22 protein-coding genes are annotated in these 23,665 nt (G+C 37.7%); 13 read left to right on the top strand and 9 right to left on the bottom strand.

What is annotated here, in order from left to right; all coding sequences use genetic code 11:
* Positions 1 to 5: 5 nt before the first annotated feature.
* From BBI00_RS05160 to BBI00_RS05175, 4 genes are all read right to left on the bottom strand, one after another.
* A complete protein-coding gene (locus BBI00_RS05160; protein WP_065397767.1) occupies positions 6 to 1,193 on the bottom strand; it encodes a M28 family peptidase in 1,188 nt (395 codons plus the stop codon).
* Positions 1,194 to 1,588: 395 nt separating this feature from the next.
* Complete coding sequence (gene rplT, locus BBI00_RS05165) at positions 1,589 to 1,933, bottom strand: 50S ribosomal protein L20 (RefSeq protein WP_050020978.1); 345 nt, start codon at positions 1,931 to 1,933, stop codon at positions 1,589 to 1,591.
* Between the two features lie 121 nt (positions 1,934 to 2,054).
* Positions 2,055 to 2,252 (bottom strand): 50S ribosomal protein L35, encoded by a 198-nt coding sequence (gene rpmI / locus BBI00_RS05170; RefSeq protein WP_034676300.1) that lies wholly within the window; start codon positions 2,250 to 2,252, stop codon positions 2,055 to 2,057.
* Between the two features lie 266 nt (positions 2,253 to 2,518).
* A complete protein-coding gene (locus BBI00_RS05175; RefSeq protein WP_065397768.1) occupies positions 2,519 to 3,340 on the bottom strand; it encodes an alpha/beta fold hydrolase in 822 nt (273 codons plus the stop codon).
* A gap of 294 nt (positions 3,341 to 3,634) precedes the next feature.
* Here BBI00_RS05175 and BBI00_RS05180 point away from each other — a divergent pair, with 294 nt between their 5' ends.
* The 8 genes from BBI00_RS05180 (at position 3,635) to BBI00_RS05215 (ending at position 11,496) form a co-directional block, all read left to right on the top strand.
* Positions 3,635 to 5,104 (top strand): hypothetical protein, encoded by a 1,470-nt coding sequence (locus BBI00_RS05180; protein ID WP_065397769.1) that lies wholly within the window; start codon positions 3,635 to 3,637, stop codon positions 5,102 to 5,104.
* A 136-nt stretch (positions 5,105 to 5,240) separates the two neighbouring features.
* Positions 5,241 to 5,768: a hypothetical protein gene (locus BBI00_RS05185; RefSeq protein ID WP_228394718.1), complete on the top strand. Its 528-nt coding sequence runs from the start codon at positions 5,241 to 5,243 to the stop codon at positions 5,766 to 5,768.
* An 18-nt stretch (positions 5,769 to 5,786) separates the two neighbouring features.
* A complete protein-coding gene (locus BBI00_RS05190) occupies positions 5,787 to 6,284 on the top strand; it encodes an SMI1/KNR4 family protein (RefSeq protein ID WP_065397770.1) in 498 nt (165 codons plus the stop codon).
* A 119-nt stretch (positions 6,285 to 6,403) separates the two neighbouring features.
* Positions 6,404 to 7,159 (top strand): hypothetical protein, encoded by a 756-nt coding sequence (locus tag BBI00_RS05195; protein ID WP_065397771.1) that lies wholly within the window; start codon positions 6,404 to 6,406, stop codon positions 7,157 to 7,159.
* Positions 7,160 to 7,265: 106 nt separating this feature from the next.
* Positions 7,266 to 7,973, top strand: a complete 708-nt coding sequence (locus tag BBI00_RS05200) for an SMI1/KNR4 family protein (protein WP_065397772.1) — start codon at positions 7,266 to 7,268, stop codon at positions 7,971 to 7,973.
* Between the two features lie 26 nt (positions 7,974 to 7,999).
* Positions 8,000 to 8,452: a hypothetical protein gene (locus tag BBI00_RS05205; protein ID WP_065397773.1), complete on the top strand. Its 453-nt coding sequence runs from the start codon at positions 8,000 to 8,002 to the stop codon at positions 8,450 to 8,452.
* A 135-nt stretch (positions 8,453 to 8,587) separates the two neighbouring features.
* The gene (locus tag BBI00_RS05210; RefSeq protein ID WP_083988428.1) at positions 8,588 to 10,864 is read left to right on the top strand and encodes an ATP-binding protein; all 2,277 of its coding nucleotides are present in this window, start codon (positions 8,588 to 8,590) and stop codon (positions 10,862 to 10,864) included.
* A gap of 2 nt (positions 10,865 to 10,866) precedes the next feature.
* On the top strand, positions 10,867 to 11,496 hold the full coding sequence (locus BBI00_RS05215; RefSeq protein ID WP_065397774.1) for a response regulator transcription factor: 630 nt from the start codon (positions 10,867 to 10,869) through the stop codon (positions 11,494 to 11,496).
* Between the two features lie 292 nt (positions 11,497 to 11,788).
* Here the strand turns inward: BBI00_RS05215 and BBI00_RS05220 are convergent, their stop codons facing one another.
* Positions 11,789 to 12,355 (bottom strand): hypothetical protein, encoded by a 567-nt coding sequence (locus tag BBI00_RS05220; RefSeq protein WP_065397775.1) that lies wholly within the window; start codon positions 12,353 to 12,355, stop codon positions 11,789 to 11,791.
* Positions 12,356 to 12,452: 97 nt separating this feature from the next.
* Positions 12,453 to 13,526 (bottom strand): resolvase, encoded by a 1,074-nt coding sequence (locus BBI00_RS05225; protein WP_065397776.1) that lies wholly within the window; start codon positions 13,524 to 13,526, stop codon positions 12,453 to 12,455.
* A gap of 159 nt (positions 13,527 to 13,685) precedes the next feature.
* Here BBI00_RS05225 and BBI00_RS05230 point away from each other — a divergent pair, with 159 nt between their 5' ends.
* The gene (locus BBI00_RS05230) at positions 13,686 to 14,246 is read left to right on the top strand and encodes a hypothetical protein (RefSeq protein ID WP_065397777.1); all 561 of its coding nucleotides are present in this window, start codon (positions 13,686 to 13,688) and stop codon (positions 14,244 to 14,246) included.
* A gap of 214 nt (positions 14,247 to 14,460) precedes the next feature.
* Here BBI00_RS05230 and infC read toward each other — a convergent pair whose 3' ends face one another.
* Both infC and thrS read right to left on the bottom strand, forming a co-directional pair.
* Positions 14,461 to 14,961, bottom strand: a complete 501-nt coding sequence (gene infC, locus BBI00_RS05235; RefSeq protein ID WP_172625635.1) for a translation initiation factor IF-3 — start codon at positions 14,959 to 14,961, stop codon at positions 14,461 to 14,463.
* Positions 14,962 to 15,115: 154 nt separating this feature from the next.
* Complete coding sequence (gene thrS, locus BBI00_RS05240) at positions 15,116 to 17,035, bottom strand: threonine--tRNA ligase (RefSeq protein WP_002979651.1); 1,920 nt, start codon at positions 17,033 to 17,035, stop codon at positions 15,116 to 15,118.
* A gap of 93 nt (positions 17,036 to 17,128) precedes the next feature.
* Here thrS and BBI00_RS05245 point away from each other — a divergent pair, with 93 nt between their 5' ends.
* Entirely contained in the window at positions 17,129 to 18,316 is a 1,188-nt protein-coding gene (locus BBI00_RS05245) for a DUF4932 domain-containing protein (RefSeq protein WP_065397778.1), read from the top strand.
* 22 nt (positions 18,317 to 18,338) lie between these two features.
* Positions 18,339 to 19,313 carry a dipeptidase gene (locus BBI00_RS05250; protein WP_065397779.1) on the top strand — a complete coding sequence of 325 codons (975 nt, stop codon included), beginning with the start codon at positions 18,339 to 18,341 and terminating at the stop codon, positions 19,311 to 19,313.
* Positions 19,314 to 19,390: 77 nt separating this feature from the next.
* Here the strand turns inward: BBI00_RS05250 and BBI00_RS05255 are convergent, their stop codons facing one another.
* Positions 19,391 to 20,935 (bottom strand): hypothetical protein, encoded by a 1,545-nt coding sequence (locus tag BBI00_RS05255; protein WP_065397780.1) that lies wholly within the window; start codon positions 20,933 to 20,935, stop codon positions 19,391 to 19,393.
* 148 nt (positions 20,936 to 21,083) lie between these two features.
* Here BBI00_RS05255 and BBI00_RS05260 point away from each other — a divergent pair, with 148 nt between their 5' ends.
* Together BBI00_RS05260 and leuC are read left to right on the top strand one after the other, a co-directional pair.
* Entirely contained in the window at positions 21,084 to 22,247 is a 1,164-nt protein-coding gene (locus BBI00_RS05260) for a 2-isopropylmalate synthase (RefSeq protein WP_083988429.1), read from the top strand.
* Positions 22,248 to 22,275: 28 nt separating this feature from the next.
* Positions 22,276 to 23,664, top strand: a complete 1,389-nt coding sequence (gene leuC / locus BBI00_RS05265; protein ID WP_065397781.1) for a 3-isopropylmalate dehydratase large subunit — start codon at positions 22,276 to 22,278, stop codon at positions 23,662 to 23,664.
* Position 23,665: the final 1 nt, after the last annotated feature.

A 23,665-nucleotide genomic window follows, 5' to 3' on the forward strand; every position in this document is an offset into this window, starting at 1 on the left:
GATGTTTATTTTTCAATGATAAGCTTTCTGGAAGTATTTCCCTGATCTGTCTTTACCGTAACCATATAAACTCCGTTTGTAAGCCCGGAAGTATTTATTTTTTCCTGGTTTTCAACATTCATTACAATATTACCGGTCATATCACTGATTTCTGCTTTAAAAGATGGCTTTACATTTTGCGGAAACTCAATATGAATAGCATCTTTAGCCGGATTAGGATAAATTCTGATAGCGTCTGGTGAATTTTTTACAGAAGCATCATGAGTACCTAAAAGATTGTTGGTGGTACTGGCTACGGCAAAATGCTGCAACGCACCTACAGCTGCTTTTCCTACATTAAAGACATACACCGGATCTATATTGGCAAAGGTATCATTGGAGGTGTGTTCATTATTACTTCTGATATGCTCATAAAACCCGGTAATGGTATATCCTTTCGCTTCAAAAGGCATATAGTCAGAACCGTAGGTATTGGAAATAACAGTTTGCAGGGGAGAGTAAAGTCCGGTACATGTAGCCAGTTCCTGGGTTACAGTGTCGGACGCTGCATTATTGGAAGAAGTTGCTCCGCCGGTATCTCTCTCACATTTGATCGTATTGTTATTGTTTCCTATAAGCCCGCCTACCTGATCAATATTGAAAACAAGTTTTATATCCAGCTGACGGACTCCTCCCACATAAGCTACATTGTTTACATAATGTCCGCTGCCTACCAGGTTTTGCTCTTCGCCGGAAAAATGAATGAATTTTACTGAATATTCTGTAGGAACATCTTTTAAAATCCTCGCAGCTTCCAGAATAATGGATGTGCCGCTTCCGTTGTCGCTTACTCCCGGTCCTGTAATCGTATCGTAATGTCCGCAAATAATGACATATTGGTTAGGATATAACGTTCCGGTTTTGGTAATAATTAAATTTTTTGAAGTTGCGTTTCCGTAAGTAAATGAATCTTCTGTCATATCACCGGCTGTATACCCATAGGAGAGGTATTTATTTTTAAGCCAGGTCAGTGCATTGGTATTAGCTTGCGAACCGGTGGTTTTTACTCCCAGCCCGGCAAAGCCCTGAAGATTGGCTGTAATATTTGCTTGGGTAACCATATTGGCCCTGTCCTGATAAGCCTGAATAAAACTTTGTGCACTAATACTTTGTACCACAACAGAGGTCAGCAAAAAAGCTGCAATTCTTTTCATTTTTCTTGTTCTCTTTATAGATTGCTAATATAATAATAAATAAAGACTTTTTACTGATAATTATATATTGCTTATTGTGTTTTAATTGTTTTTTCAATAATAATATATCTTTTTATGCAGTTTATTATTATAATAGTCTGAAAGTCATTTAATCATGATTTTTATTTAATTTTTTTCTCTTTTTATTTTATTTGTATGATAAATTTTTTCAAAATTGATGGATATCGGGAATATTCAAAATGTAATTTCTTAAAAAAGAATACTTTCAGAAGTCTGAATTCTTTACGGAAAGAAAGATTTGGGGATTTTTGTGTCTGATCCGCTGCTTTCCGTATATAAACAAAAAATCCCGGGAAACCCGGGACTTATATTGATAACAAAAATAGTATTCTACATTATTTTACTTGATCTACAACAGCTTTGAAAGCTTCAGGGTGATTCATTGCTAAATCTGCTAAAACTTTTCTGTTAAGCTCAATGTTGTTCTTTTTAAGAGCTCCCATAAACTGAGAGTAAGACATTCCGTGCTCTCTGGTTCCCGCATTGATACGAGTGATCCAAAGTGCTCTGAAGTTTCTTTTCTTCTCTTTTCTACCACGGTAAGCATATTGCATTGCTTTTTCTACCGCGTTTTTAGCTACAGTCCAAACGTTCTTTCTTCTACCGAAATAACCTTTAGCTTGCTTAAAAATTTTCTTTCTGCGAGCTCTTGAAGCTACCGCATTTACTGATCTTGGCATAATTTAAATTGTTTTTTTGAAATGTGCGACAAACTGTTTCATTGTGCTTGGCTGCTCCATTTCAGGGTTAAAATGTTGAATTTGTTTGAATTCTTATAAACCGAATATAGATTTATAAAAACTACTTAATGGCTAATTGACGTTGAACGCTTTTCTCATCCACTTTAGCTACGTAAGAAGTAGTAGTAAGATTTCTCTTCTGCTTAGTTTCTTTTTTAGTTAAGATGTGGCTTTTGTAAGCGTTTTTTCTTTTGATCTTACCTGTTCCGGTAAGAGCAAAACGTTTCTTAGCACCTGATTTCGTTTTTAATTTTGGCATTGTCTTGCTTTTTTATTGTTTTTGTTATCAATATCTGTTTTGGCTACCCCTAAGGATATTAGGAATAATAGTTTGCAAAATTACAAAAAAAAACTGATACCTGAAAGTAATTTTTAAGCTTGAAAGTAAGTATTGTATCGGTACAAAGGCTGTACAATAATTGATACACAATAAAAACTATGTCTCTGTGTTATTTCTTTTCCTAACAACACAGAGACATAGAATAAGTTCGTGAGTGGGTGACGCTATAAATCTTCCTGCCTGAGCTAGGATTTAATAAACTCTAAAAGATCCCTGTTAATCGTCTCAGCTTCCGTAGTCGGCATCCCGTGCGGGAAACCTGGATAGGAGATAAGCTTACCATTTTTAACCAGTGTGGCGGCCACCTTACCTGTTGTTTCAAACGGTACGATCTGGTCGTCCTCACCATGCATGACCAATACAGGAACATCTACACTTTTAAGGTCTTCCGTAAAATCTGTTTCCGAAAAAGCCTTCACACAGTCATAATGGGCCTTGATGGAACCATTCATTCCCTGTCTCCACCAATTTCTCTGGATTCCTTCGGAAACCTTGGCGCCTTCTCTGTTATAGCCGTAAAAAGGGAAAGTAATATCAATATAGAACTGTGCTCTGTGTTGAGCTGTATTGTTTCTGATATCATCAAAAACAGATAGAGGAACTCCGTCAGGATTATTCTCATTCTGAACCATAATGGGAGTGACTGCACTGATCAGAACAGCTTTTGAAACTCTGCCGTTTCCATGTTTGGCAACATACCGGATGACTTCACCACCACCTGTAGAATGGCCTACGTGGATGGCATCTTTCAGATCCAGGGCCTCAACAATTTCCGCTACATCCGAAGCATAGGTATCCATATCATGCCCGTAAGGAGTCTGCTCAGATCTTCCGTGTCCTCTTCTGTCATGAGCAATCACCCTGTAGCCCTGTTCCAGGAAGAAAAACATTTGTGCATCCCAGTCATCACTGGATAATGGCCATCCGTGGTGAAAGAAGATAGGCTGACCTTTTCCCCAGTCTTTATAATAAATTTCGGTTCCGTCTTTTAAGGTAAGTGTGTTCATTGTTTTTATTTTAATGTTGTTGTATAAATAGTTGATTGAATTTTGATATCCACAAATCTAGATAGAAAATTTTCACTGTTTATTGATCTAAGATAATAATTGACCGGAATATACAGCCCAAGCCAATGCATGATTAACGTTAATTTAACAGCAAACAGATAGCTTACACCTCTCAAAATCAATTGTAAAAAGCAATATCAAAGGCACAACGACAAAATATAGCTGATAATCGGGATTGCGGCATTCTTCACTTCTCTTTAATATTGATGAATAGGATGAATAAAATTTTGAAGTATGAAAACGATAGTATTGAGTGGTTTTTTTATGTTGAATTCAATAATAGCCTGTACACAGGAAAAACAGGACAGACCTTCAGCAATGAAAGCCATACCTGCTGTTCCGTTTTTAACCCGGCAGAATGATTTTGTCTATGTAAACAAAACAAATCTGAAATCTGTTATCAATCAAAAATTCAAAAGCGCATCGGTATTTACGCCTACAGGCTATGCCGTTGTTGAGAATGAAAAAGGGGAATATGCTGTCATAGACGGAACCGGAAAAGTGGTATTGGATTTTTCACCCAGCCAGATCGGTTTAAATGTGGTCAACGGGCTCACTTTCTATAAAAAAGATATTGAATATGATAAGAAAATGCCTTTCTGGAAATGGGAATGGAATATTATGGGAAGCGGCATCAGCAAAGAACAGACTTACCATACAATAGAGATCGGAATTATAGAAAGCCGGCAGATCTTACTGAAAGAAGATATTCCGTATCTGGAGGATAATTATGCCCTGAATTTTATTTCCGTAGATGAAGACCACGTTTTTTGGAATGGAGCTCTTTACCGGATCAAAAAAAACAGCTTAAATAAAATAGAAAATAATATTGCTGAGCTGTTAGAGAATAAACGCTTTATCAAAGCATCCGGTAAAAGTTTTTCTATATATGAGCTGAATCAGAAAAAAGCGGTCCACAGTGAACTGGAAGGTTCCGAAACGCTTTCAATACAATACGGAAACGAAATCATAACATTGGATGAAGTGAATAAAGAACGTTATGAGCCGGATGTTCCAAAGCTTTTGGTGGATCATAAAACCCGTGACGTTTATCCTTTTCCGCAATATGAAAAAGTATTTCCGAAGAAAATTACCAAAGCAACGGCTTCACAGATTGATTTCATTAAAAAAACATCTTTAGTATATTCTGTCACCAATTCCCCTTATTTTCTGCTGGGTGTTTTTAATTACGATCATGAGGTCTGGGCGTATGATTGGCTTTATGTAGATACGGAAGGGAAGGTTACAGACTCCATTGGTACTTATCATTTTAAAGTTCTGGATCAGCTTGGAAATCTGGTCTGGCCTGACAGAAAAATGATTTTACCGGATCAGTACATAGGCAAAAACTGGAAATTCGGGAAAATAAACGCTTATGAAGGAATGCAGGATAACTACCTTATCCGGATTGAGGATGAAAAACAACTGAGAACCATGGGATTGTGGAACAGCAGTAAAAAAATATGGGAAATAAAGCCTGATTATCATGATATTTCGGTTTTGGATACTGAAAAACAGATCTATGCGCTTCAGACAGAGCAGGACGGGCCGTATATGCTTTTTGATAATAAGACCAAAAAAAATATCGGATCAAAAGCGTATCAGTCCATTAATTCGGATGGTTGGGTAAACGTTCAACTTCCTTCAGGGCAGACCATTAATTATTATATTGATATTTATTCCGGAAAAGAATATAAAGAATAATGAGAACCGGAAAAGGGACAATAATCATAAACATCTTGTTCTAACCGGTCAGGCATCAAAAAACCACCGGTATCAGGGATATTTTCATTTAATCCTTTTTATTATCTTTCGTTCAGGTATTTTTAAAAATTAAAAAGTGAAGCATTTTGTGATTCTGACCTCATTTCTGACCTTGTTGAGCTGCAGAAACAATGGACAGAAATTACAGGTTTCTGCCATTTATACAGAACCTGGCAGGATAACAAAAGAGGTTACGGAAACAGGTTCTGTGCACACTTATTCAACCCGGAAGGAAGTAACAGAGCGCCTTGAGCCCGGAATTGTTATGATTTCTAAAACTAAAGAAGCTATAACACTCCGTATACAGGGGAGCATCAGTTCCGGCGGACATACTATAAATAAGGTGGAAAAGCTCCGTTTTGAAAAAGGAGAACAAAATGGCCATACCATTACACTGAGATATTATGCGGAAATCAGAAAATATCCCGGTAAAGAAAGTGCCGGTGTAAACGGTTATAATTATACAAAAGATGAAACCTACAGACTTCCTGATGATGTTAAATCAATAAAAATCGAACTGTATGAAGACCGGATCAATGATACCTCAAATACAAAACAAAAACCTATTGCCCAAAAGATATTTAATCTCTTTGCCAAAATCTAAACGTTTCAAAACGATACTATGAATGCATTAAGCACATCTCCGGATTTTTTTACAAAGGACGATGTAAATGAATCTTTACATAAAGAATTTCACCTTCGTTATCCGCATATTCCGGATGATTATCTTACTTTTTTAAATACATTCTCCCTGCTCACCAATCTTTCAGATACTACATGGTTCAACAGTATTTCTGATTTTAACGGGACCAATGATGAAAGTGCCTTTAGCTGGAATGAGTTTGAACTTCAGTCATTGGAAGCTTTAGAAGGAGATTCTGAAAATCAGGAAAAGATAAAAGCATTTTGGGATCAGCATCTGCCCATTATTTTATCTGTTAAAAACGGATATGCTTATTTTGCGATCAATGTCTCAGAAGAAAATTTTGGAAAAATCTATTATGGTGAGGAACCTGAATTTGAAGAAACAGAATGGGTTTCCCAGGATTTCACGTCTTTTATTGAAGCTCTGAAAAATCAGTCCTTACACAAAAAATATCTGGAGGTATTCTCGATCTGAAAAACTTGGAACGGATTTTTTTGATTGAATGGAAAACGGATTACGGAACATCAGCTTCATCTGATATAAATAAAGAGAAATCATCTATTGATGTAAAACAAAATGTGTAGTTTATAAATATGGAATTAATTGAATGTTCCAGCCATGGAGCACAGCCATTTGGGGTAGTTTGTACCCATCTTCTAACGAATGAAAAGAAGTCAGGTTTTCATGAGCAGGAAGATGAAGGCCATGGGAAACCTGATGCCTGGTGCAATGAATGCCATGAGCGCTGGCAGTTGATGAACCAATCGGAAGCAGAAAGAGAACAATGGGAAGAACTGTGTGATTTTAAAATGATATGCGCAGTCTGTTATGATAAAATTAAAGAGGAGCATCAGACAGTCTGTGATATTGACTTAGAAGTTACACCTGCTGAACAGCTCAAAGACCAGCTTGTCAGACAGCAGTGCGATGTCATTTTAACGGGATCCTTGCCATCCTGGCTGCCCGATTTGTATATTCAAACCATTTCAGATATTGCAACACAGGTTATTTCTGTAGAAGCAAAACTGCTAAGCATAGAAGAAGCAGTAAATATAAATCAGAATCAGAAAAGAGCGTCTGAATGGGTTTTTGCTACAAGCACAGCTGATGATTACTGGACATTTGACGATCAACAGAATATTATTTATTACGAACAGATCGATGAAGAACTGGTTTCCCAAAAAATGAATATCCATTTTGATCAATGGCTTCAGCTTTGTTTTCTGCTGCAGAAACTGGACCGTATTCAGGAAAAATACCTGATTACCATTGCCCTTCAAAAAGCAATGCAACAGAGTTTGTACACCATAAATCCTGTTTTAGCGGATCATTTTGAAAATATTATTTAAGGTTTTGAGCTATACCCCTCAAACTGATGAAAAAGCTGATTGCAAGAAAGAGAAAAAATGCATGGGAAACACCGGAAATTTCAGAAAACCTGTTTAAAAAATGCTTATGAACACTTTACAAGACTTAGAAAAAGAATTTAATTTTACCTATCCGGCACTTTACAGGCAATTGTATGATGATAAAATGCTTGATTGGGGAGCGGATGGTGACGGGTGGTATAAAAATGTTTTTCCCGCTTTAAAGGAAAATCCTCCTTTGCTTTTGTTCGGAAATGATATTGAAATCTGGGACCCTGTCGTTTACCATGATGGAATCAGGGAAATTATTAACCGTGAAATCTACGACATCAGCCCGAAATACCGGATGGTTCCTTTTGCAAAAAACGGTGCCGGCGATCTGTATGTTTTTCAATTGGATATGGAAGTAAATGGTGATGTGCCTGTTACTTTTTTTCCTCATGACGAAACAGAAGCGGAGATTTTAGCCAAAAATCTTCAGGATTTTATCTTCAGGCAGCTCCTGGAATCTTTGACGGAAATTGATGAATATTCTATGTTTGACGGAGACTCTGAGGACGACATCAAAAAAGATCTGCACAATCAGCTGAACACGCATCGTAAATATTTAACATCTGAACAAATTGAGATTTTAGAAGATATCTACCAACGTGATATTTTTGAATATTCCTACAAAACACCCAGTGGCAGGGAGTTCGAGGCAGAAGGATTGCTTACTTTTGATGAGCTTGAAACACTGATTAATCAGAAGATTAGATTTGAAAAATTAAATACAAAATTCGATTATACAGAATAGAATGAGTGCCCGTAAATAAAAACGCAATGAAAAAAAACTGTGCCCTCGTATTTTGCAGTGTCATTTTGAGTATGACATTCAGCTGCGGAAAAAAAGAAAAGAAAAAAACAGATTTTCCGAATACTCTGAAAAATACACACTGGATCATTGACAGTGGGGGGCTGATTGCCCCGGAAGGAGAAAAAGCCTATTATCTTTCTAAAAGAATAGATACTGCACTGATCTTGAACTTTCACGCAATAGATTTTCTGGACGAAGAAAAATTCAGAAGCTATGATAGCTGGGAATGTGGAAATGACTGTTTCACAGAAGTACATGGAAGATATTATTTTACTGAGCCTGAACAGATAGAAATGGAAGTGGATAGTATCACTACCAGGGGAACATGTGAAGCTCCTGCGAAGATTTTTAAACCGGTAAAAGTTATGACTTTTCAGATTTCAAAAGAAAAAGCGAAGCTCAGGTTAACAAGAAAATAGCGTTTTTTAATAAGCAGGATGGAAGATGCGAACAGGAAGCTTGAGGACAAAGAGGTGATTCTTAATGAGTCTTTACCTTTTATCTATTTATTGCAGCCTGAGCTTTTGGTTGGATAACATGGTTTTTAAAAATCGATGAGCAGGTATTTTTTACTTATATTTACGTTCCATAATGTAATACAGCTTAATAAAGAGAAGGATTTGAGGTACAGGTTATTATTTATATTTACGTTACTTATTTGTCCGTTTTTTGCCCTGGCACAAGATGTTGTAAGCAGATTAGAGAAGGAATATCACAATGCTTCAGGCAAGACGACAGAGCAGCTGAACGTTGCACCCAAATATGCAACTGCTTTGTTTTTCCGGGATTTTAAATCCAGATCTTATCAGATTTTAGAAACCAGTATTCCTATCGCAGCCAGACAGCCTGATGGGAAATACGCCACTGTTTTGTATGCCGTTCAGGCTATGAACTACCGTCTGGATAATAAAGAAACTGAATCTTTAAAAAGCCTGGAAAAAGCAAGAACCTACAGCTTAAAAACGAATAGCACTGAAGCCAAAGGCTATTATGAATATGCAAGGGGATGGGTTGCTGTGCGTAATAATAAAACAACCGATGCCGTTGCCGCTTATCTGAAAGCTATTCATTATTATGAGAATTCGCCAACCACTTCTACACTTTACGCAAGATTTGCCTCTGCAGTCAAAGAACTGTCTGCAATCTATTCTAACCTCAATGAATATCAGCTGGAGGAAAAGTACAGCAAGCAGTTTATGTTATTGGCATCCAGACAAAATGATCCTAATCTGATCTTCGATGCCTATATGAGAATGGGGTATATGTATGAACAGAAATATGCTCAAAACCCTTCAAATACAGATTTAAGAAGTAAAACAGAACAGTATTACCTGCTGGCTATTGCAACGTTCAACAAAAGTAAAGAGGCCATGCTCAACAAGACCAATCTTTCGTATGCAGCCATTAATTTAGCCAATTTATATATCGATTTTAATCCGGATAAAGCGATGCAATATGCTCAGTTAGCCAACAGGGCGAGTCTGGAAACCGGTAATGCTATCCATATTGCTTCTTCATTCGGGATCCTGGCAGAATTGGCCATGCAGCATAAAGATTACGATTTAGCCAAATCTTACTTTCTGAAAGCTTCCATGGAAATAGGGAGAAGTCCGGTGAGAGACCATAATATTGAATTGTCTATTCTTGAATCTCTGTCGCGGATCAGTGAAGAGCAGGGCAATTACAAAGAAGCACTGACTTATTATAAAAGTTACGTAGATCAGTACAAAAGCGTTTACGATCAGGAAAAACTGGATATTACCAAAAGACTGGAATCCCAGTTTGAAAAAGAAAGACAGGAACAGAAATACATAAAGCTGCAGCTGGAAAGTGATAAAAAAGCACAGCAGATCAAGCTGATCAACATTCTCAGGGCACAGCGTGAGCAGGTGTACAACAACTTAAAACTGGTAGAGGAAAACCAACGGGAACGATTGAAATTTTCAGAGCTTGAATCAGAGAAAAAAGAGCAGCAGCTTCGTCTGGCAAAGTTAGAGACAGAACAGAAAAATAACGATATCAACAGCTATAAAAAGCTTCTGGCATTCAAGGAAAAGATCAATACCTATTACATTATTTTTATTGTGATTTTCATTGTTTTGATCTTTTTATTGCTGTATGCCTATAAGCAGCGTGTGAAATCGATCAAGCAAAGAGACGAGCTGCATGCCCTTGCGATGGAAAAAGAGAAGCAAAACTCTAAAATATCTACGCTTACCGCATTGCTGGAAGGGCAGGAGCAGGAGCGTGGCCGCCTGGCCCGGGATCTTCATGATGGATTGGGAGGATTGCTTTCTGGAACTAAACTTCAGTTGTCTACTTTAAACCCTCAGCAATCTGACAATATAGAAGACGGAATTTCAAAATCAATCAGCCAGATCGATGGTGCCGTAGAAGAATTGAGACGGGTAGCCCATAACCTGATGCCTGATTTACTGGTAAAATACGGTTTAAAAGTAGCTATCCAGGAATTTGCCTCCCGAATCTCCAATCCCGCACTGGAGATCCATACCGAATTTATCGGGTATACAGATTCTCTGTCGGAGGAAAAGCAGCTGATCATTTACAGGATCATTCAGGAGCTGGTAAACAATGCCATAAAACATGCCGATACTTCGGAAATCATAATTCAGATAAGTGAAGAAGACCACGTATTGCATCTCACGGTGGAAGATAACGGTAAAGGTTTTGACCCTGCCCATGTAGAGGTGAGAAAAACAGCAGGTTTTCATAATATAGAATCAAGAGTACAGTTTTTAAAAGGAACGATGAATATCACCTCCGAATTAAATATCGGTACCAGTATAGAACTTCAAATTCCCATTCATTAAATATGATAAAAGTAGCCATAACAGACGATCATCCGCTTCTGTTGGAAGGATTAAAGAATATTTTAGGAAACAGCGATACCATAGACGTCGTAGACTGCTTCAAAAACGTTTCAGAAATGAATGCTGGTCTTAAGAAACAGGCGGTTGATATTCTGTTGCTGGACATCAATTTAGCAGATATCAACAGCATTGAACTCATAAAGCCTTTAAAGAAAAAATATGGCAACCTCCAGATTATCATGTTAAGCGTTCACAATGAACTGCCTGTCATTAACAGTACTTTGGCCGAAGGAGCTTTGGGATACATTCAAAAAAATGCTTCCGTTTCCGAAATTCTGGAAGGGGTCAATACCGTATATGAAGGAAAACAGTTTCTATGCTCACAAACCAGGGCTGTATTGGAGAAAAAGTCCCCGGATGGACTGAATCAGGTTCCCAAGCTGACCCGACGGGAAAAAGAAATTCTGGCGGAAGCAGCAAAAGGACTAACGACCAATCAAATGGCAGAAAAGCTGTTCATCAGCCCTCACACTGTAGAGAGCCACCGGAAAAACCTTATCGAAAAGTTTCAGACCTCCAATCTGAGTTCAGCCATTAAACTGGCCATAGAATATGGTTTAATTATAGAATAAAAAAGAGACAGCAAAGCTGTAGGATAAGCTTAGATATACGTACGCTCAAAAAGAATCAATGAAATTGATTCCAGGCTTTGCTTCCTTCAAATATCCGGAATTACAAATAAATCTTTGCGTTAAAAACCTGCTACAGAACAAATCATCTTAAAAATCTTAATGGCTTAAAACATTTTCAAGGTTTCAGCATCAGCTTCATCAAATTAAGCTGTCAGAATAAACAAAAAGGCCTGCTTACATCGTAAAAGCAGACCTTTTCTCTATATAAATTAAAAATTAGGTGTTTCAATAATTAATCTTTGAACCTCAGTGTACCCTGGAACAGGTTTTTCTTTCCTGTTAAATCATAATCCTCGTTATATTCAGGCTGATACATTAATAAGTAAACCCGTCCGTTAAAATCTTTTAAATTGACAGGTTGGGCTACCATAATATCATAAAACCTTGTAATCGTACGGGTAGCGGTCCATTGTTTTAAATTTCCCTTGGGATTTTTATCAAATCTGTGATCTTTCACATCTGTGTAGTACCAGTACGATGGCGCTGAATCCATCAGGAACATCTCTTTATCCTTATTATACATTTCCTCTGCCATCCCTGTACTCTGGAACCATGGAACTTCGGTATCAAAAACTCCTAAAGCACCTGCATAAATATCCTTATTTGTTGTTGCTCCCACTAAAAAACCTTCAAGATTAGCAGCGGTAAATTCAAATTGAAAAGGTGCTTTTTTCAGATCGTAAACATCATTTACAGGTTCAATTACTTTTCCGTCCTGTTTAATAATAACTTTCAGCGATTGTGCAAAAGTCATAAAACTCAGTAAGCAGAAAAGGATTGTTAAGCTTATTTTTTTCATTGTATCTCTTTAAATAACTGCTGCAAAGATATTAGACTTTACTTCCATAAACACTGGCTGGTTTCAGGGGTTTTTGATCTTATTCCAGCTTTAGCTTTTATAGCAAACCGGGTTTAAGCTGGATTTTTATATAAGCCGTTTTCTGTTTTTTACCATTGCCGGAAGCTGAATTAAGAGGATAGACTTCTGCATAAAAAGTATCGTTATCGGTCCAGAATGCCTTTTTATCATCTGCTATTTTGAAGTTGGTGAAATTCACATACAAAAGATTATCCTGTTTCTTTGTTTGCGGAAAATATTTGGAAATAACAAAATTACTCCCTACATCATTGTTGGATGAGACAAAGGTAACCCAGCCTTTAGTTGGAAGGATTTGCGGATACCCTTCTGTGCCCAGTTCAAACATAACTGCATTTTTTATACTGTAAAAAGAATAGTAGGAGTCTGCAACTTCATCAGAATTCTCTTTGAATACTTCCAGGTTTAAATAAGGTGACCGTCCAACATATTCATTGGCAAGCGGTCCGGTCTCTGTAGAGATGTTTTCGTGCTGTGTAATCACTTCTTTTCTGCCATTTTCTTCGTATACCCAGTTATCTTCCTGTAGTCGTATATTTGGGTTTCTTACAAGGTTTTCACCGATTTGTCTTTTTGAACTCGCTTTAAATTCCTGTTCTGATACCTCAGTAATACTCCCGAATTTTTTAAAAGATTTATTTTTAAAATCACTTGATTCCTTGAATGTACTGCTTCTGATTTCATAAAGATCCACACCATTTAAAGTAAGATCAAAAGCTGCCGTGAATTCTGATTTCAAAACAAAAGCTTCTATGGTGTTTGAAATATTGTTATTAATGCTGTAATGAATAGAGTAGAAGTCATCAAACTCTTCGAATCCGTAATAGTTATCAAGTTTACTGTAAGCTATTTTCAGGTGGGCAGCATCTTTATCCGGAGACATAAAAAACTGTACAGAATCCAGCTTGGCAGTTAGCTCAAAGGGTACATCCTGTACATTATCTACTCCTTTTATCTTTTTAAAATCAGCAAATGTTATGGCTTTTTGCCTGGTTTCTGTGCCTGCCTTATTGGTCTCTGCCGTTGTATTTTTAGGATTACAGGCCATCAAAGCAATAGCAGAGGACAGGAAGAAAGGGTGTAAGCGTTTCATTTTAATTTTTTTCAGCAAAGGTATCAGTATTCATGGCAGAGACCAATAAAACCGTTTGAAATAGGGAATAAATGGCTGAAAACAGGGATATATGGAGTCGCATATTTTGGAGAATTTTACAAACAATAAATTTAAGTATTACAAATTCTTTTTTATTAGATGAAAAACATAATAACCGGCTTTTCTGTTGCAATAGTTTTGTTAGCTTCCTGTTCACCATCCACGGGAAAAAAAGTGGATAAAGCAGACTCTACAGCCGCAAAAACAGATACAGTTTCTCAAATTACTCTCCAAAAAACGGTCATTCCAAAAACAGATGTACCGGCTGATCTTTCAGCATTGGTTCCTATTGATGTATTGAATACCAAAAGCACAGATGTATTTGAGAAATATGGAATAGAATTCTCCGGGAACTGTTATTCCTGTGATCTGGCAAGCTTATCTGTAACCAATACTAAAATAGTCTGGGCTAATATCTGTGATCAGAAAGATACTTTTGAAATCAGTGATTTCTCCGTTTCTGCCGAAGGAAACAAAACGATTCTGAAAACATCAGACAGAATTTATATTATCACTCAGATCGATCCAGCACCTGTTTATGAATTGACGATAGAAGGTAAAAAACTGGAACTGAATAATAAGAGACCCGCTAAGTATTTTACAACCAAAAAGGCTTTATCTCTTTTCAAAGAGCATGATTGCGGCGATTTTGAAGGGTAGCCTGCAGAAGGTTTGGAGGCCTTAAAAAAAACAAATGATTATCTTATCTCTCGCAGATCATACAGATTACGCAGATTTCTGCACTGAATAAAATCTGTTATATCCGCGGGAGATTTTAATTTTGTATTCTCTGCTGAAAATCTTACATCTAAAAATTAAAATAAAAAAAACCTCAAAGTAATTTGAGGTTTTAATATGTAAAATAATGATTGAATTATTTTGCCGGTTTTTTAGGACTCATCATCATAATCATTCTTTTTCCTTCAAGCTTAGGAAGCTGATCTACTTTACCAACGTGCTCCAGTTCCTGAGCCAGTTTTAAAAGCAGGATTTCTCCCTGATCCTTAAAGATAATCGAACGTCCTTTAAAAAATACGTAGGTCTTTAATTTAGAACCTTCTTCAAGGAATTTTTCAGCGTGCTTCTTCTTGAATTCATAATCGTGATCATCAGTCTGAGGTCCGAAACGGATCTCTTTTACTACCACTTTTACCTGCTTAGCTTTAAGTTCCTTCTGTTTTTTCTTTTGCTCATATAAGAATTTTTTGTATTCTAATATTCTTGCAATAAAAGGTTCTGCCTTATCGGAAATTACTACTAAATCCAATTCCTGTTCTGCAGCAATCTGTCTTGCTTTGTCAATTGGATAAATTCCCGGCTCTACGTTATCGCCCACCAAACGAAGCTCTCTCACACGAATTTTATCGTTGATCAAGTGTAAGTCCTCCTGTACAGGACGTCTTTGTGGGCCCCTGTTGTTAAATCTTTGTGCTATTGTATTATAATTTTATTGGTTAATTACTATTTAATTGATTTAATTTAAAAATTGAAAGATCCCTTTAAGTTTTTAAATCTTTGAATCTTTAAATTTATATTGCCGCTTCTTTTTTAAAGTAAGCTACGAAATCCTCCAGTTTCATCACTCCAAGGTCTCCTTCACCACGTCTTCTTACAGAAATCGTGCCTTCTTTTTCTTCATTTTCTCCTACTACAAGCATGAAAGGAATCTTCTTCAATTCAGCATCACGGATCTTCTTACCTGTCTTCTCGTTTCTGTCATCAATCTGACCGCTAATATCGTGATTTTCCAAAAATTGTGAAACTTTTTTTGAATAATCTACATATTTTTCACTGATCGGTAGAATAATAAACTGATCAGGGCTTAACCATAGTGGAAAATCTCCTGCAGTATTTTCTAATAAGATCGCAATGAAACGCTCCATAGATCCGAAAGGTGCTCTGTGGATCATGACCGGTCTGTGCTTTTCATTGTCACTTCCGATATAATGAAGGTCAAATCTTTCCGGTAAGTTGTAGTCTACCTGAATAGTTCCCAGCTGCCATTTTCTTCCTAATGCATCTTTCACCATAAAGTCAAGCTTAGGACCGTAGAATGCTGCTTCTCCGTATTCAATAACCGTTTTTAAGCCTTTCTTTTCCGCTGCATTGATGATCGCACTTTCTGCTTTCTCCCAGTTCTCATCAGAACCGATATACTTTTGTTTGTTTTCAGGATCTCTTAATGAAACCTGAGTTACAAAATCTTCAAACCCTAAAGATTTGAATACATAAAGCGTAAGGTCAATTACTTTTTCAAATTCTTCAGAAAGCTGATCCGGAGTACAGAATAAGTGAGCATCATCCTGAGTAAACCCACGAACCCTTGTCAGTCCGTGAAGCTCTCCACTTTGCTCATATCTGTATACCGTACCGAATTCTGCATATCTTTTTGGCAAATCCCTGTAGCTCCATTGTGAAGTTTTGTAAATTTCACAGTGGTGAGGACAGTTCATTGGCTTCAGTAAGAATTCTTCTCCTTCATTCGGAGTTTTGATCGGCTGGAAGCTGTCTTCTCCGTATTTATCCCAGTGTCCTGAAGTTACATATAATTCTTTTGCCCCGATATGTGGAGACATTACAAATTCATAACCTCCTTTTTTCTGAGCGTCAGAAAGGAAATTCTCCAGCTTTCTTCTTAAAGCCGTCCCTTTGGGTAACCATAGCGGAAGACCGGCACCTACTTTTTCAGAGAATGCAAAAATACCAAGTTCTTTTCCTAATTTTCTGTGGTCCCTTCTTTTAGCTTCTTCCAGTCTTTCAAGGTATTCAGTAAGATCTTTCTGCTTAGGGAAAGAAATACCATATACTCTTGTCAGCTGAGGATTTTTTTCGTTTCCTCTCCAGTAAGCTCCTGCTGCATTTAAAATCTTTACGGCTTTCACAATTCCTGTGTTCGGAATGTGTCCTCCACGACATAAGTCGGTAAAGTTATCATGGGTCACAAAAGTGATTTCTCCATCATTAAGATTAGAGATCAGTTCCACTTTGTAAGGATTGTCTGCATACGTCTTTAAAGCTTCTTCTTTAGAAACCGGATACAAAGAGAATGTTGATCCTTTCTTTGCATTTTCAAGGATCTTTTTTTCGATCTTCTCAAAATCTTTTTCAGATAAGCTTTCATCCCCGAAATCTACATCATAGTAGAATCCGCTTTCGATCGCCGGACCAATGGTCAACTTAGCATCAGGATAAAACTCAAGGATAGCCTGCGCCAGAAGGTGGGCAGAAGAGTGCCAGAAAGCCTTCTTTCCAAGATCATCATTCCAGGTCAAAAGTTGTACCGTAGAATCCGTGGTTATAGGTGTGGTTGTTTCTACTTGTTTGTCATTAACAATTGCGGAAATGGTGTTTCTAGCCAATCCCTCGCTTATAGATTTTGCCACATCTAGGGGAGTAACTGCTCCCTCGAATTCTTTGACACTATTGTCTGGAAGTGTAATTTTTATCATTGTTTACTAAGAAATTTTTAAGATGCAAAAATACGCATTTTTTAGATAAAATACTATATTAGCATATATTTAGAATGAGAATTAATATTAAAAATGAAAAAGATCCTTGTTGTTTTTGTCTCACTGAGTTTCACACTTGGTTTTTCACAGAAAAATACGTCTGAATTTTCAGTAGGTTACAACAAAAATATTGAAACCTATTTTCTTGCAGAGATTCTTTCTGCAGAACACAGAAGAAATAACAGGGATTTCGAACTCTACAAAATAAAAGAATGTTCTGTTTATCAGCCTGTTGTAAGAAATGCCTTACAGAAATATGACCGTCTGAAAAATTCAGCTATTGCCGTTTCAACAGCAAAACTTAATGATATTCTGATGGAAAAATATGGTTCGGGAAATGATATTCTGATGAAACCGCTAATGTATCATAAAGAATTTCCGTCCGTTGAATGGGTGAGTGAATATCATTTTGAAAACAATAATCTCACCAAAGAACAAAACAGGGAAGCGACTGATCTGATTAAAAATTACCTCACAGAACTCTCCAAATTTTATACCCAGGAGAATATTGAGCAGTTTTTTAAAGATAATAAAGATTTTTATAGCGGCGGAATTGAGGAATACAGCAAACAGATTCCGGCTGGTTTTACCCATGCCATGGAACAGTTTTATGGAGAAAAGTTTCATACTTATACCGTTTTGATTTCTCCGATGATGATGTGGCCTATAGAAGATAACGAAGGGCGGGGAATTGCTGCGGAAGTCGTTTTAAAATCGGGAAAAAAAGACATTTACGAAATAGCAAGCCCGTTTGTGAGAGTAGAAAAGCCGGGCCAGTTCGGATATGACAATCAGTTTCAGGCGAGATTTTTAAGTGTTCATGAATTTGGGCATTCATTTGTGAATAAAGAAGTTGATAAGCGTAAAGATCAGCTCATACAGTTTAAAGATCTGTTTGAAAAATCAAAATTAAAAGAAGCCATGATCAAAACCGGTGGGTATGGGGATTACCAGACGTGTGTGGTGGAACATCTGGTAAGACTGGGAGAAATGGAAACGGCAAAAATTCAGAAAGATGCTGAAAGAGCTGAAAAACTGAAAGAATATCATCTGAAAAACAATTTTATTTTCCTGCCTCAATTAGAAGAAAAGCTGACAGAATATAAGTCTAACAGGAAAAAATATAAAACATTCGGGGACTTTGTTCCTCAGTTGCTGGACGTTTTTGAGAACAGTTCCGTTGAGTTTATCAACAGCAAGCTTACCCCAATCAAAAAATAACATCATACCAATATAAACCATTATGAATACGATAAATGTTGATCTGCACTGTGATCTGTTATGTTACCTGCTGAGATCGGATGCTGCCCTGGACGACAGGGAAATGGGCGCTTCAGTACCTTATTTAAAAGAAGGAAATGTGAAACTCCAGATCATGGCCATGTACGCAGGAACAGGTGCCGGAAGCACAGCCAACGGACTTGAACAGAGTGAAATATTCTCAGATCTGATCAAAAATGAGAACTTTTTCCTGTTTGACGGTGATAACTATAAAAACAGGGAAAATGAAAGCCGTGTAGGCGTGATCGCTGCCATTGAAAACGGATCCGCTTTCTGTGATGAAACCCAAAGCCTGGATTCAGGGTTTAAAAACCTTGAAAAGATCATAGAAAATACTCAGAAAATCTTCTATATCGGGATTACACACCATCTGGAAAACCGTTTCGGAGGCGGAAACAATGCTACAGCAGGTCTGAAAGAGGATGGGAAAGTTTTAATAGATTATATCGCTGACAGGAAAATTGCCATCGACCTGGCGCATACAAGCGATCAGCTGGCTTATGATATCTTCAACTATACGGATCAGAGAAACTATTCAATTCCTATCCTTGCCAGCCATTCAAATTACAGGACCGTTTATAAAAACAACAGAAACCTTCCTGATGAACTGGCCAAAGAACTGATCAAAAGAAAAGGGCTGATCGGGCTCAATTTTATCAAAGACTATGTTGATAACAAAAGCCCGGAAAGGCTGTATGAACATATTCAATACGGCTTAGATCTTGGAGCTGAGGACTGCATGGCTTACGGTGCAGATTATTTCTACTGGAAAGATCACCCGGACAAATCCCGTCATCCGTTTTTCTTCCCTGAGCATTCCAATGCTTCAGTTTATCCGGCTCTCAACAAAGAAATTGAAGAAAGGTTTTCACCTGAACTGACAGAAAAGATAAGCCACCAAAATGCTTTGAACTTTATAGAGCGCATGTATAAGTAATATCAAAAGATCTGCGAAATTTGTTTGATCAGCGAGAGGTAAAAAATAAAAAAGCTAGCCGGAAATTCAATTGCCGACTAGCTTTTCCTTTTGTATTTGACTTTCTGTTTGATGATCTCAATCACATCCACATGCTGAACCTTAGACTTTATCCATCCATGAATATCAATATAAAATAAGGATCTTCTATAATACTCATTTTTAGAAAATTCCTCAAGTTTCTTATCAAAACTTTCAAAAGCTTTCTGCCTCTGATCAGGGACCTGATTATTCAGGGTTTTAAAGAATTGAATGCTTTCAAAGTGAAATTCCTCAGGTTTCTTCATTTTTTTGGCAAATTTTAAAGTAGAAGCAATAAACTCGTCATAATCTTCATCGTTTCCGGATTCATATTTGGCCATCAGGATCAGAATTCTTGTGTGAAATAACAGGTCTTCCTGTACGTTTCCTTTCGACTCAATCACCCGCATCGAATATTCTATTGATTTTTCAAACATTTTGCTGCCAAAGAACATCGCCGCCATTTTCAGATAAAGAATCATGAAATGATGCTCGTCAATCCGTTCCCTTAGCTTTTCCATCTTGAGTTCAATTTCAGGAATAAGCTTGGTTCCTGTAAAAAACTCACCTTTCACAAAATGAATATTCATCAAGGTATTGTAATGGGTAAGAAAGATGAGCGACTGAAGGTTTTCATTCTGGGCAAAATTCTCAGCATGAACCATTGTATTGAAATTTTCAAAATGCTCCTCCAGGATATCAATATTTCCGTATAGAAAAAGAATCTTCAGAAGGTAAGTATTTCCTTTGATATACCATACCGGATGACTGTAGATCATTTCGGGCTTTTTATGGAAAAGATCCACCCACTGATAAGCGTATTTCAAAGTATACTTATAATCCTGAAGAAGCTGGTTTTTCCATACATGAGCTTTGAAATACCATAGTTTTTCAGTGAAATTCAGTTTATCAAGCCTTATGTTTTTGATTTCTTCGTTAAAGAGATCCATAACTTCTTCCCGGTCTGCATCATTTTTTACATAGCCATGGGTAAGCATTTCGCTGTAAAGTTTCAGCGACAGATTGGAGAGTTTTGTGGTGTAACGGTTCTGTCTGCTTATTTCCCTGGATTCCCGGATCAGTTCATCTGCACGGCCTACGATACTCCGGGTAATGAATTGGGATTCAATGACTTTCTCAAGGTCTATAACTTCGGAAGCAATGCTTTTTTCATCCAGTTCCAAAGCTGTTTGTTTGGTTTTATCAAGAATTTTTAAAGCCTGTTTATAAAGTCCTTTCTGGTATAAAATATTTGCAAAATCCAACTGCTCACGAAGCTGGATTCTATAATTCTGATGACTCGGGTTCATGCGCAGACTTACCAGGATCTGCTTGTAAAGGTGGGCCTTAAGATTGGATAGCTGCTGTTTTGTTGAGATTTTCTTCTCTATGATGATACTTTCATCGTATTCCTTCATTTTATCAATCTCGGAAAACAGCAGAAGAAATTTGGCATCTACGTTTATTCCGAGACGGTTCACATACAGCTTAAACTGTCGTTTTTCTGAAGTAGTCAATGACTTTACCAGTACAAACAAAAAATCTTTCTGCAATTCTGCCATTGTAAATTTTTAAATATTAAAATATTGATTAATAAATAGATATGAGTATTTCTTCAACGATTGAATATTGTAATTTTCAGGAAAACTGAAAACAAAAAAATATTGCAAGCTGTAGTTTTGAGCCAAAATTAAGTAAAAAACTTCATTTATGAATTCCGAAAAAATTGAAATTTTTGATACCACACTAAGGGATGGGGAACAGGTTCCGGGATGTAAACTGAACACGGGGCAAAAACTGGTTATTGCCGAAAAGCTGGATGAATTGGGGGTTGATATCATTGAGGCGGGATTTCCGATTTCCAGTCCGGGAGATTTTGAATCTGTTTCTGAAATTTCAAAACTGGTAAGAAATGCTAAGGTTTGCGGCCTGACAAGAGCCAACAAAAAAGATATTGACACTGCCGCTGAAGCACTGAAATATGCTAAAAGACCAAGAATACATACCGGAATAGGAACTTCAGATTCACATATCAGGTATAAATTCAACTCTACCAGAGAAGATATCATAGAAAGAGCGGCAGAAGCGGTAAGGTATGCAAAAAGCTATGTGGAAGATGTTGAATTTTATGCAGAAGACGCCGGAAGAACAGACAATGAATATCTGGCACAGGTATGTGAAGCCGTGATCAAAGCAGGAGCAACGGTATTGAATATTCCTGATACAACAGGATACTGCCTGCCGGAAGAGTATGGCCAGAAAATAAAATACCTGAAAGAAAACGTAAAAGGAATTGAAAAAGCAGTTTTATCCTGCCATTGTCACAACGATCTTGGGTTGGCAACAGCCAATTCCATAGCAGGAGCCATCAACGGAGCCCGCCAGATTGAATGTACCATCAACGGATTGGGAGAGAGAGCAGGAAATACAGCGTTGGAAGAGGTTGTGATGATCTTAAAGCAGCATAAAAAATTAAACCTTCATACGGATGTGAACTCAAAAATGCTGAATGAAATGAGCACAATGGTCTCTGATCTGATGGGAATGTCTGTACAGCCCAACAAAGCGATAGTAGGAGCCAATGCTTTTGCTCACAGTTCAGGAATCCACCAGGACGGTGTTATCAAAAACAGGGAAACGTATGAGATCATTGATCCGGCCGAAGTAGGAGTGAATGCTTCTTCCATCGTTCTTACGGCGAGGAGCGGACGTTCAGCACTGGCCTACAGATTTAAGCATATTGGTCATGATGTTACGAAGAATGAGCTGGATTATCTGTATCAGGAGTTCTTAAAAATCGCTGATCTAAAAAAAGAAATAGGAAATGACGATCTGAACCTTATCATGGAAGCTTTCAGCAGAAAAATCGGATAGGTTTGATTTAATCAGGAAAAAGTAAAAAATGAACAACAGTAAAAAGACTCTTTTTGATAAGGTTTGGGACGCTCATGTCGTAGAAACGGTACCTGACGGTCCGCAGATCATTTATATTGACAAACATCTGATCCATGAAGTAACCAGTCCGCAGGCCTTTGCAGAACTGGAATCCAGGAATCTGGAAATCTTCAGACCGGAACAGATTGTAGCTACAGCCGATCATAATGTTCCCACACTTAACCAGGAACAGCCGATCCGTGATGAATTATCAAGAAATCAGGTTCAGCAGCTTACAGAAAACTGTACCAAAAATAATATAGAACTCTTCGGGCTGGGGCACCCGTATCAGGGAATTGTTCACATCATTGCTCCGGAACTTGGAATTACACAACCGGGAATGAGCATCGTATGTGGAGACAGCCATACATCAACCCATGGGGCATTTGGATCTATTGCTTTCGGAATCGGAACAAGCCAGGTCGCACAGGTGTTTGCAAGCCAGTGCCTTTTGCTCAATAAACCCAAATCAATGAGGATTACCGTAAATGGTAAGCTTAATGAGAATGTACAGCCTAAAGATGTGATTTTATATATCATTTCAAAGATTGGAACAGATGGCGGAACCGGCTATTTCTGTGAATATGCAGGAAATGTATTCGAAGAAATGTCGATGGAAGGAAGAATGACCGTCTGCAACATGAGCATTGAAATGGGCGCCAGAGGAGGTATGATTGCTCCTGATGAAACTACTTTCAACTATGTAAAAGGAAGGAAATTTGCCCCGACAGGTGAAGAATGGGAAGAAAAGGTAGCCTATTGGACTACTTTAAAAACGGATGAAGGAGCTGTTTTTGATCATGAACTCAATTTTGATGCTTCCGATATTTATCCTATGGTTACTTACGGAACCAATCCGGGAATGGGAATTTCTTTGAATGAAACAATTCCTGCGCCTCAAAATGAATCAGAAGAAAAAGCCCTGAAGTATATGGGATTGGAAGCCGGTCAGGCACTTTCGAGCATCAAAGTGAACTATGTTTTCATAGGCAGCTGTACCAATGCAAGAATAGAAGATTTCCGTTCGGCAGCCCAATATATCAAAGGTAAAAGTAAATCTGAAGCAGTAAAAGCACTGATCGTTCCCGGCTCACAGCAGGTAGTAAAACAGATCTATGAAGAAGGACTGGATAAAATATTCAGTGATGCCGGATTCCAAATCCGCCAGCCCGGCTGTTCGGCATGTCTTGCCATGAATGATGATAAAATCCCGGAAGGAGAGTACTGTGTTTCCACTTCCAACAGGAATTTTGAAGGAAGACAGGGACAGGGAGCAAGAACGATCCTGGCAAGTCCGTTAACGGCTGCCAAAGCTGCTATAGAAGGTAGAATCTCAGCTTTTGAAAGCTTAAACTAAA

The sequence above is a fragment of the Chryseobacterium arthrosphaerae genome, assembly GCF_001684965.1.
In the GTDB taxonomy this organism is placed as follows: domain Bacteria; phylum Bacteroidota; class Bacteroidia; order Flavobacteriales; family Weeksellaceae; genus Chryseobacterium; species Chryseobacterium arthrosphaerae.